This is a genomic window from Rhodococcus sp. 852002-51564_SCH6189132-a (genome assembly GCF_001665495.1).
Classification (GTDB): Bacteria; Actinomycetota; Actinomycetes; order Mycobacteriales; family Mycobacteriaceae; genus Rhodococcus; species Rhodococcus pyridinivorans.
On record NZ_LZMJ01000081.1, the window covers coordinates 56917 to 67208 of the forward strand.

The window sequence follows — 10292 nt, forward strand, 5'->3', positions numbered from 1 at the left end:
GGATTGCGAGGTCCACTGTGACGATGCCGAGACTTCTCCGACGGTCGGGGGTCATCGCCTGCGCCGCAATCGCGTTCACGACCGTGGGCACGGTCGCCTGCGCCGACACGCAGGACATGCCCCCGGCTGCGGACTACGCGTCGTACGTCGCCCTGGGAGACTCGTTCACCTCCGGGCCCGGCATCCCGCCGCAGACCGACGGCGATCCGTGCGGGCGGTCGGCGAGCAACTACCCCACCCTCGTCGCGACCGATCTCGGTATCGAGGACTTCGTCGACGCGTCGTGCGGCGCCGCCACCTCACTCGACTTCGCGATGCCGCAGACCACCTTCCGCGGCGCGACGGTGCCACCGCAGTACGACGCGCTGCGCCCCGACACCGAACTCGTCACTGTGGGTATCGGCGGCAACGACATCGGTCTCGTCCAGCTGGCGCTGGGATGCGTCAATCTCTCGGCGCCACCCGATGGCGCGTCGTGCGCGATCACGAACACCCCGGACGGCACCGACCGTGTCGACGCCGCCATCGACGCCTTCGCGCCCGTCTACACCACGGTGATCGACGAGATCCGCCGGCGTTCCCCGGAGGCACGCATCGTGCTCGTCGGCTATCCCACCGGAATCCGCGACGGCGGGTGCTTCCCCGAGCAGCGGATCTGGCCCGACGACGCGACCTACCTGCAGGAGAAGATCGACCGGTTGAACACCGTCATGCGCGAGCAGGCCGAGGCCGCCGACGTGGACTACGTCGATCTGCGCGATTCGAGCCGCGACCACGACGTGTGCGCCGATCCGGAGACCCGGTGGATGGCCGGCCTGCAGCCGGCCGCCGGATCGATCCCGCTGCATCCGAACGCGGCCGGGCACCGCAACGCCGCCGACCAAGTGCTCGCCACGATCACCGACTGAGCCGGTTCACGCCTGCTCCGGCGTCTCGGGAGCCCGCACGGCGAGCAACGACACCAGGCCCGCGCCGAGCACGATCAGCAACCCCACGATCCCCGCTCGGTCGGTGCCGAACCACCACACGAAGAACCCGAACAGCGTCGGTGCCAGAAACGACACCGCACGTCCCATCGTCGCGTAGAGACCGAACATCTGCCCCTCCCGTCCCGGCGGGGTCAGGCGCGCCAGGAAGGTCCGCGCCGACGACTGGGCCGGACCGACGAACAGACACAGCACCAGACCGAAGATCCAGAACATCGTCGGACCCGACACCACGAGCAGGACGATGCTGGTCGCGATCATCGCGACCAGCGAGCCCACGATGACCGCCTTGGGCCCGACCCGGTCGTCGACGCGTCCGGCCACCAGTGCGCCCACCGCGGAGACGACGTTCGCGGCGACACCGAAGATCAGCACGTCGCCCGCTCCGATCCCGTAGACCGTGACGGCGAGGACCGCCCCGAAGGTGAAGACGCCGGCGAGACCGTCCCGGAACAACGCCGACGCCCCGAGGTACCAGATGGTGCGACGATCCGCCCGCCACAACTCCGTCAGGTCGCGCCACAGCACGCGGTAGGACTCGACGAAACCGGCGCGGCGGGCGACGTCGCCACGCGCGACCGGCTTCTCCGGGACGGCGAGCAGCACGGGCACAGCGAACACCGCGAACCATACGGCCGCGAACAGCGCGACGAGCCGGATGTTGGTGCCGCCCTCGGTGGGCACACCGAGGAAACCGCGGGTGTCGCCGTCGCCGGCGATGAACCCGGTGTAGCACAACAGCAGGAGCACGATGCCACCGAAATAGCCCATCGCCCAACCGAAGCCCGACACCCGTCCGATGTCGTCCGGCGTCGACACCTGGCGCAGCATCGAGTTGTACGGGACCTGCGCGAGCTCGGCCATCACGGATGCCACGCCGAGCAGGACCAGCCCGAGCCACAGATAGTGGTAGTCGTCGCGCACGAAGTACATCGCCGCCATCGCCGCGACGGTGACCCCGGTGAGGATGCCCAGCGACCATTTCCGTCGCCCGACTGCGTCGTACCGCTGGCCCGACACCGGCGCGGTCACGGCGATGACGAACCCGGCGATGCCGAGCGACCATCCGAGCCAGGTGCTCGCCGAGATCCCACCCGGCAGGTCGTCGCCGACCGCGTCGGTGAGATAGACGGAGAATACGAACGTCAGGATCACGGCGTTGAACGCCGCGGAACCCCAGTCCCACAGACCCCACGAGACGACCTGCCGACGTGTCGTGGCCTCCCCGGCCCCGCTCGCCGTGTCCGTGAACGCATTCATGCCCCGGAGCCTAGGCTTCCGGAGCTGCGGTGGCATGGAACGACTCCGTCGCGCGGCACCGAACGACTCGGCCCTATGGCCGGGGCGGGCCCGGTCGCCGCTCCCGAGCCTGCCGCTACGCTGACCCACTGTGACTCTGCCGAATCCCCATCCCGATGCCCGTGCCGTCGTCACCGGAGCGTCCTCCGGCATCGGCGAGGCCCTCGCAACCGAACTCGCCACCCGCGGCCATTCGCTGATCCTGGTCGCCCGTCGCGGAGAGGTGATGGAGGTCCTCGCCGAGACCCTGCGCGCGAAGCACGGCGTGACCGTCGAGGTGCGCGCCTGCGATCTGTCGGACCGCGACGCACGGACACCACTCGCCGACGAACTCGGACGTAGGCGCATCAGCATCCTGTGCAACAACGCCGGTATCGCCACCTTCGGCGCGGTCGCCGAGCTCGACGCGGCCTACGAGCGGGCACAGGTCGAGCTCAACGCCGTCGCCGTCCACGACCTCACCCTCGCGGTGCTGCCGCAGATGGTCGAGCGGAACTCCGGCGCGATCCTCATGGTGGGTTCGGCCGCAGGCAACATGCCGATCCCGAACAACGCCACCTACGCCGCGACGAAGGCGTTCGTCAACACCTTCTCCGAGTCCCTGCGCGGTGAGCTCAAGGGCACCGGCGTGCATGTCACGCTGCTCGCCCCCGGCCCGGTGCGCACCGAGGAACCCGACCCGGCCGAGGCGTCGATCGTCGACAAGCTGGTCCCGGACTTCCTGTGGATCTCGAGCGAACACACCGCGAAGGTGTCGCTCGACGCGCTCGCCGCGAACCGGATGCGCATCGTGCCCGGTGTGATCAGCAAGGCCATGTCGGCTGCCGGTCAGTTCTCGCCGCGGTCCATCTCGGCCCCGATCGCCGGCGCGTTCTACAAGAAGCTCGGCGGCAGCTGACGGGCCACCGCCCAACGAATCGTTCCTTCACCGCCTTCGGCGGCGTCCTGTGCCGAATAGGCTCCGGCCGATCTCGCGGCCGGCTGCGGACGCCGCCGAGCGGATGAAGCTGCGCACGGCTGCGCTGCCGAGCACCTGCTCCACGACCGACGCCCCGGCATCGTCCGGCGCCTGCGACGGCATGTCCGGGATCGGTTCGATGTCGGTGGCCCCGACCACCGATGCGGTGAGCTTCTCGTAGGCCGATTCCCGGTCGATGGTGCGGCCGTACTTCCCGTAGAGCGGGTTCGCTTGCGCCGACGCACGCATCGCGCTCTCCCCCACTGTGCCCATCAGCGAGCGCGGCGGTCGCAGACGCGTCCAGGCGACGGGCGTGGGCGTGCCCAGTTCGGACAGGACCGTCACGATCGCCTCCCCGGTCGCCAGACCGGTCAGAGCGTCGGCGAGATCGTAGGCGTCGGTCTTCGGGAAGGTACGCACCACCTTCGCGAGCGCGGCCTCGTCCTCGGGGGTGAAGGCGCGCAACGCGTGCTGGATCCGCGCTCCCAGTTGTGAGAGCACGCTCCGGGAGATATCGGTGGGCGACTGCGTACAGAAGACCACACCGACGCCCTTGGACCGGATGAGCTTCACGGTCTGTTCGATCTGCTGCAGGAACGCCTTCGACGCATCGGTGAAGAGCAGATGCGCCTCGTCGAAGAAGAACACGAGCCGCGGTGTGTCGACGTCGCCGACCTCCGGTAGCGACTGGAACAGGTCGGCGAGCAACCACATCAGGAATGTCGAGAACAGCGCGGGTCGAGTGGCCTCGTCGCCGAACTCGAACAGGTTGATCGTGCCCTGACCGTCGATCACCCGCAGCAGGTCCTCGACCTCCAGTTCGGGTTCGCCGAAGAATCCGTCCCCACCCGCGTTCTCGAGGTTGACGACCGCGCGGAGGATGACGCCGGCGGTCGCGGGCGACACGGCACCGAGATCGTCGAGTGCACCGCGCCCTTCGTCGCTTGTCAGGTGGCGGATCACCTGCCGCAGGTCGGCGAGATCGAGCAGCGGCAGGCCGTTGCGGTCGGCCCAGTGGAAGATCAACCCGAGAGTGGACTCCTGAATGGCGTTGAGCCCCAGCACCTTCGAGAGCAGGATCGGCCCGAACGAGGTGACGGTGGCGCGGACGGGGATACCGACCCCGTCGGTACCGAGCGAGTAGAAGGCCACAGGGTGCCCCGTGGGCGTCCAGTCCTCGTCGCCGGTGTCGCCCGCGCGGTTGAGCACCGCATCGTCGGGCTCGCCGGCGGCCGACAGGCCCGACAGATCGGACTTCACGTCGGCCATCACCACCGGCACCCCCGCCGCCGACAGTTGTTCGGCCATGACCTGCAGCGTCTTGGTCTTGCCCGTGCCGGTCGCACCGGCGACCAGCGCGTGACGATTCAGAGTGGCGAGCGGGATGCGCACCGGCGCGTCGGGATCGGCGACGCCGTCGAGCACGACGGTGCCCAGTTCCAGCGCCTCGCCGATCACCTCGTACCCGGCCGCGATGGTCGCGGCGGTGATCTCCGGCTTGTCGGTCATGCTCGCCCCCTCCGGCCTCGACCTCGCCCACTGCGACGGTACCGGGCCGTCGAACCCACGGAAGAACCATTCTTATCGGATGCCGGAATTGTCGCATTACAGTGATTCCGATCACAACCGCAGCGGCACGGCTTCCCGGCTGGTACACCGCGTTGACCTGCACTTTCTCTACGAGAATCCGTTCCGTCGACGACGTGAGGATCGTTCGCAAAAACAACGACGTGTGCTAGCAACGAACTACGCGACATATTCCACGAACACAGGAGAAACACATTGACGCCCAAGATCGCCATTCTCGGAGCAGGTCCCAGCGGACTCGCACAGCTGCGTGCTTTCGAAGCAGCCCGAAAGGCCGGTCTGGAGCAGATCCCCGACATCGTCTGCTACGAGAAGCAGCCCGATTGGGGAGGAATGTGGAACTACACCTGGCGCACGGGACTCGACGAGCACGGTGAGCCCGTCCACGGGAGCATGTACCGCTACCTGTGGTCCAACGGCCCGAAGGAATGCCTCGAATTCGCCGACTACTCCTTCGAGGAGCACTTCGGACGCCCCATCCCGTCGTACCCGCCGCGCGCCGTCCTGCTCGACTACATCATGGGTCGCGTCGAGAAGAGCGACGTGCGCAAGTACATCCGGTTCAACACTGCGGTGCGGTGGGTCGAGTGGTCCGACGAGACGCAGAAATTCACCGTGACGGTGATGAACCACGACCGGGGCGCGCTGGAGTCCGACGAGTTCGACCACGTCGTCGTCGCCACCGGACACTTCTCCACCCCGCAGGTCCCCCACTTCGACGGTCTCGACCGGTTCCCGGGACGTGTGCTGCACGCCCACGACTTCCGCGACGCCCGCGAGTTCACCGGCAAGCGACTGCTGCTCGTCGGCAGCAGCTACTCGGCCGAGGACATCGGAACGCAATGCATCAAGTACGGCGCCGAACAGGTCACCTTCAGCTACCGCAGCGCACCGATGGGTCACCACTGGCCCGAGCAGTTCTCCGAGGTGCCGTTGCTCACCCATGTCGACGGCAAGGTCGCCCACTTCCGTGACGGCAGCACCCGCGTGGTCGACGCCATCGTGCTGTGCACGGGGTACAAACACCACTACCCGTTCCTGCCCGACGAACTCGCACTGCGCACCGACAACCGGCTCTACCCGCGCGACATCTACAAGGGCATCTTCTTCCAGCGCAACCCGAAGCTGATGTACCTCGGCGCACAGGACCAGTACTTCACGTTCAACATGTTCGACGCCCAAGCCTGGTACGCACGCGACTTCATGCTCGGCCGCGTCGACCTGCCCGACTTCGACACCCGCGAGCAGGACATCGACCACTGGCGGGCACGCGAGGAGAAGCTGTCGTCGCCGGTGGAGGAAATCGACTTCCAGGCCGCGTACATCCGCGATCTCGTCGACCGCACCGACTACCCCGAGTTCCACGTCGAACGCCAGGGGGAGGTGTTCAAGCAGTGGAAACAGGACAAGAAGCGCGACATCATGGGCTACCGCAACAACAGCTACCCCTCGACGCTCACCGGCACCGTCGCTCCGCCGCTGCCGGCACCGTGGATGGAGATCCTCGACGACTCCCCCGAGTCCTTCCTTCGGCACGACTTCACCGCCCCGGAAGTGAGCACAGTGGGCCGGACCCTCGACCGGCAGTACACCCCGGCGGCACGTCGTTCCACCCGTCCGGCGGCGCCGCGCACGACCTCCGTGAAGGCGTGAAGGTGCCCGTTTCCTACCGGACCGTCGACGCCGCGCCTCATGGGTGCGGCGTCGGTGGATAGTCTGTCTGTCGTGCAGGACAAACTGGTATGGATCGACTGTGAGATGACGGGGCTGCGTCTCGGCAGCGACAAACTGATCGAGATCGCGGCTCTGGTCACCGACAGTGATCTCAACGTGCTCGGCGAGGGCGTGGACATCGTGATCCACGCCGATGACGACGCCCTCGCCGACATGCCGGAAGTCGTGCAGCAGATGCACGAGCGGTCCGGCCTCACCGAAGAGGTGCGCCGCTCGACGGTCAGCCTCGCCGAAGCGGAGAAGCAGGTCCTCGCGTACATCCGGGAGCACGTCACCGAGGCGGGCACGGCGCCGCTGGCCGGCAACTCCATCGCGACCGACCGCGCGTTCATCACCCGCGACATGCCCGAGCTCGACAACTACCTGCACTACCGCATGGTGGACGTCAGCTCGATCAAGGAGCTGTGCCGGCGCTGGTATCCGCGCATCTACTTCGGTCAGCCGGAGAAGGGCCTGTCGCACCGGGCACTAGCGGACATCAAGGAGTCGATCCGCGAACTGCGCTACTACCGGCGCACGGCCTTCGTGGCGCCTCCCGGCCCCACTCCGGCCGATCTTGCAGCCGTCGTGAAGGACCTGGGACCGGCCTGACCAGCCGATTCGTCTTTTTCGTCTTCGTCAGGCTAGTATCTGTACCGCAGGCGCAAGCCACCGAAAGGTTGCCGGCGAATGCAATGGTGAGTGTAGTTCAGTTGGTAGAGCACCAGGTTGTGATCCTGGCTGTCGCGGGTTCGAGTCCCGTCACTCACCCCGAAGAGAACCCCCGATCGGATTTCCGATCGGGGGTTTTCTCGTTCCCGGAAGAATCCTCACGCACAGCGGTTCCTCACGCGCAGGCCGGTCTATTCGAACGAGCGCGTCACGAAAGCGTCGACGTCGGCCCGGGAGCGCTCCACCGTCGTGTAGTGCCCGGCCATATAGACGCGGTAGTCGACGTCCGCCCCTGCGACCTTCATATCGGCGGCGAGCGCCGCGGACAGCGGCAACGGGACCATCACGTCGTGGATGCCGTGCGCGAGGAAGACCGGCCGGTCGTAGCCGTCCACCGGGGCGGCGAGATAATCGGCCAGCAGCGACGGCATCGGACCCTCGGCCAGCGGGCGCGCGAGCAGATCCCCGACCTGGATGTCGCGCACCGACTCCTCGAGATCGTCGTAGCAGAGCTCTTCGGCGCGATCGACGACCTCACGGCCGATCGGGGTCAGGTAGCCCTCGACGTCGGCCTCGGGGTAGGCGTCGCGCAGCCCAGCGAAGATGTACCCGCTGAAGCTGACGAGGCCCCACAGTCCAGGATCGGGGAAGCCCGGGACGCCGATCGTGAAGGCCCGTTCGAGGTTCGCCGGAGCACCCGTCGCGACCGTTCCGCGGAAGTCGAGTTCGGGAGCGCGGGAGGTCGCGATCGCAGCGGTGTGCAGCGCCGCGTGTCCTCCCTGCGACTGCCCCATCACGATCCAGCGCTCCGACAGCGGCGCCCCACCGTCGCGGGCGGTCCGGACGATGTCGACGATGCTGTTCGCGGCGCTGGGGCCGTCGAGATAACGGTGGAGACCCTCGGAGCCCAGACCCGGGAAGTCGGCCGAGACGACCGCGTACCCGGAATCGAGCCAGTGCTGCAGATAGGTCCGCTCGAGATCGGAACGCGGCGTGCGGGTCGTGAGCGCGCAGTCGTCGCCCACACCGGTCGTGCCGTGTGCCCACGCGATGACGGGCCAGCCACCCTCGGGGGCATCCCCCCCGGGCAGGAACAACGCGCCCGTGGCGACGGTCGGCTCCCCCGACCGCCACTCGGTGGCGTACTCGAGCTTGATGGCCGTCGCGGCACCGGGCACCGACAGTTCGTCGGGCAGCGGCTGTTGCGAGACCACCGAACCCGGTGCCGGAGCGGTCGACGACGCGACCGGCGAGGCCGCCGCCCCTGCCGGTGTCAGCGCCGCGAGCAGCACGGCACCGCAGAAGGCAGCGCTCCACCATCTCCCCCGAACGGCCATCGATCCCCCTTCACCCGTCACGCCGCAGCGTTGCCGGCTTTCCATGTCGACCACGGGATGTTCCAGTCACCGAGTCCGTCCGTTCCGGGGAGAGTGCCGCCCACGGTGTTGCGGACCACGACGATGTCGCCGCGCTTGGTGTTGTCGAAGATCCACTTGGCGTTGGCGGGGCTGAGGTTCAGGCAGCCGTGACTGACGTTGCGCACACCCTGGTCGCCGAGCGACCACGGGGCGGAGTGGAAGAAGATGCCGCTGTAGGACATCCGCGTCGCCCACTCGACCGGCGTGCGGTAACCCTGCGCCGAGTCGGAGGGGACGCCGTAGGTGGACGAGTCCATGATCATGGACTCGAACCGGTCGCCGATGATGTAGACGCCGTTGGGCGTGGGCGTGGAGTCCTTGCCGAAGGAGGTCGGCATCGCGATGACGTCGACGCCGTTGCGCGTGACAGTGACCTGCTTGGTCGCGTCGTCCGCCGTGATGACCACCGCATCGCCGATGGTGAAGGACGAGTGGACGTCGGACTGACCGAAGAGGCCGTCGCCGAGATCCTTGCCGTAGACGTTCACATCGACGGTGATGGCGGTGCCGGGCACCCAGTAGTTCTCCGGCCGCCACCGCACCTCGCGGTTGTTGACCCAGTAGAAGGCGCCCTCGACGGGCGGGTTCGTGGTGACGGTGATGGCCGCCTCGGCCGCGAGCCGATCCGGGATGTTCTCGTCGAACTGCACGGCGATCGGCTGGCCGATACCCACGATCGAACCCTCACCGGGCAACACGTAGGGCTGGGTGAGATTGGCCGGCGACGAGGTGGTGAAGGCCGCCGTCGACGTGGTCGCGCCGCCGAGTCCGTACGCGACGGTCTCGAGCGTGTAGGAGCGGTTGTAGCCGAGCGGTGCGGTGTTAACCCAGGTGAGTCCGTCGTCGGCGAGTTCGCCCTGCACCGGCTCCCCTGCAGGGTTGAGCAGGGTCACCGAGTCGAGCTTGCCGTTGACCACCGAGACCGTCACCGGGTCGATCGGCGAGAAGCCGACCGATCCGTCGGCGACACTCGACGACACCGTCGGCTTGATCAGCGCCGCCACGGGATTGGAATCGATGGGCACTTCTTCGGCGCCCGTTCCCGAACCGCCGGCGCATCCCGTGACGAACGCAACAACGCCGACGACGACCACTCCGAGGATTCCCCGTACCCGACGACCCCGGGGGTTCCCCGCACTCGACTCCGTCACTTCCATACTCCGATCCCGCCTCCCCCAAGGCACCGAAAACGCACGTCACAACACCGAACACGATGATGCCAGCTTCTCTTGCGGCCGACCCGACGCGACTCCCCCGTACGTCGGTAACGTTCGAATGACAATCGCTCCGACCGTCCGATCCGTTACCCCCACAACCTTACAGAAACATTCTGACCAGCCGATTTGGCGCGTCGCGCGACGGTGTGTAATGTTCTTCTCGTTGCTGGGACGACATCCCGGGAACACATCGTCAAGCGCCATTAGCTCAATTGGCAGAGCAGCTGACTCTTAATCAGCGGGTTCGGGGTTCGAGTCCCTGATGGCGCACAACACGAAGGCCGGACACCCAGTGTCCGGCCTTCGTTCTGGCGGTGACACCGTCCTCCGCGTCGCCCGGCGACGACCGGGAGACACATCGCCACGCGCCATTAGCTCAATTGGCAGAGCAGCTGACTCTTAATCAGCGGGTTCGGGGTTCGAGTCCCTGATGGCGCACAAC

8 protein-coding genes and 3 tRNA genes are annotated in these 10292 nt (G+C 67.3%); 7 read left to right on the top strand and 4 right to left on the bottom strand.

The features are described from left to right. The first annotated feature begins 17 nt into the window (after nt 1–17). Nucleotides 18–908 (top strand): SGNH/GDSL hydrolase family protein, encoded by an 891-nt coding sequence (locus A5767_RS20220; protein ID WP_006554375.1) that lies wholly within the window; start codon nt 18–20, stop codon nt 906–908. 6 nt (nt 909–914) lie between these two features. Here A5767_RS20220 and A5767_RS20225 read toward each other — a convergent pair whose 3' ends face one another. Continuing rightward, complete coding sequence (locus A5767_RS20225) at nt 915–2246, bottom strand: MFS transporter (RefSeq protein WP_064853007.1); 1332 nt, start codon at nt 2244–2246, stop codon at nt 915–917. A gap of 130 nt (nt 2247–2376) precedes the next feature. Between A5767_RS20225 and cmrA the strand changes: the two genes are divergently transcribed. Beyond that, nucleotides 2377–3183 carry a mycolate reductase gene (cmrA, locus tag A5767_RS20230; protein WP_006554373.1) on the top strand — a complete coding sequence of 269 codons (807 nt, stop codon included), beginning with the start codon at nt 2377–2379 and terminating at the stop codon, nt 3181–3183. Between the two features lie 27 nt (nt 3184–3210). Here the strand turns inward: cmrA and A5767_RS20235 are convergent, their stop codons facing one another. After that, entirely contained in the window at nt 3211–4752 is a 1542-nt protein-coding gene (locus A5767_RS20235) for a helicase HerA-like domain-containing protein (protein ID WP_019289005.1), read from the bottom strand. 273 nt (nt 4753–5025) lie between these two features. On the opposite strand from A5767_RS20235, the gene A5767_RS20240 reads away from it, so the two are divergent. The 3 genes from A5767_RS20240 (at nt 5026) to A5767_RS20250 (ending at nt 7314) form a co-directional block, all read left to right on the top strand. After that, nucleotides 5026–6483 (top strand): flavin-containing monooxygenase, encoded by a 1458-nt coding sequence (locus A5767_RS20240; protein ID WP_064853008.1) that lies wholly within the window; start codon nt 5026–5028, stop codon nt 6481–6483. A gap of 72 nt (nt 6484–6555) precedes the next feature. Then, a complete protein-coding gene (orn, locus tag A5767_RS20245; RefSeq protein WP_024100533.1) occupies nt 6556–7155 on the top strand; it encodes an oligoribonuclease in 600 nt (199 codons plus the stop codon). 86 nt (nt 7156–7241) lie between these two features. After that, nucleotides 7242–7314 (top strand) — tRNA-His (locus tag A5767_RS20250). Between the two features lie 92 nt (nt 7315–7406). Here A5767_RS20250 and A5767_RS20255 read toward each other — a convergent pair. Next, entirely contained in the window at nt 7407–8552 is a 1146-nt protein-coding gene (locus A5767_RS20255; RefSeq protein ID WP_064853011.1) for a lipase family protein, read from the bottom strand. 17 nt (nt 8553–8569) lie between these two features. Then, nucleotides 8570–9790 (bottom strand): L,D-transpeptidase, encoded by a 1221-nt coding sequence (locus A5767_RS20260; RefSeq protein ID WP_183079146.1) that lies wholly within the window; start codon nt 9788–9790, stop codon nt 8570–8572. A 257-nt stretch (nt 9791–10047) separates the two neighbouring features. On the opposite strand from A5767_RS20260, the gene A5767_RS20265 reads away from it, so the two are divergent. Both A5767_RS20265 and A5767_RS20270 read left to right on the top strand, forming a co-directional pair. Continuing rightward, nucleotides 10048–10120, top strand: a tRNA-Lys gene (locus A5767_RS20265). A 95-nt stretch (nt 10121–10215) separates the two neighbouring features. Beyond that, a tRNA-Lys gene (locus A5767_RS20270) sits at nt 10216–10288 on the top strand. Nucleotides 10289–10292: the final 4 nt, after the last annotated feature.

Coding starts and splice junctions, on each gene's coding strand:
- A5767_RS20225 (WP_064853007.1), bottom strand. CDS start 2,246: ATGAATGCGTTCACGGACACGGCGAGCGGGGCCGGGGAGGCCACGACA.
- A5767_RS20235 (WP_019289005.1), bottom strand. CDS start 4,752: ATGACCGACAAGCCGGAGATCACCGCCGCGACCATCGCGGCCGGGTAC.
- A5767_RS20255 (WP_064853011.1), bottom strand. CDS start 8,552: ATGGCCGTTCGGGGGAGATGGTGGAGCGCTGCCTTCTGCGGTGCCGTG.
- A5767_RS20260 (WP_183079146.1), bottom strand. CDS start 9,790: ATGGAAGTGACGGAGTCGAGTGCGGGGAACCCCCGGGGTCGTCGGGTA.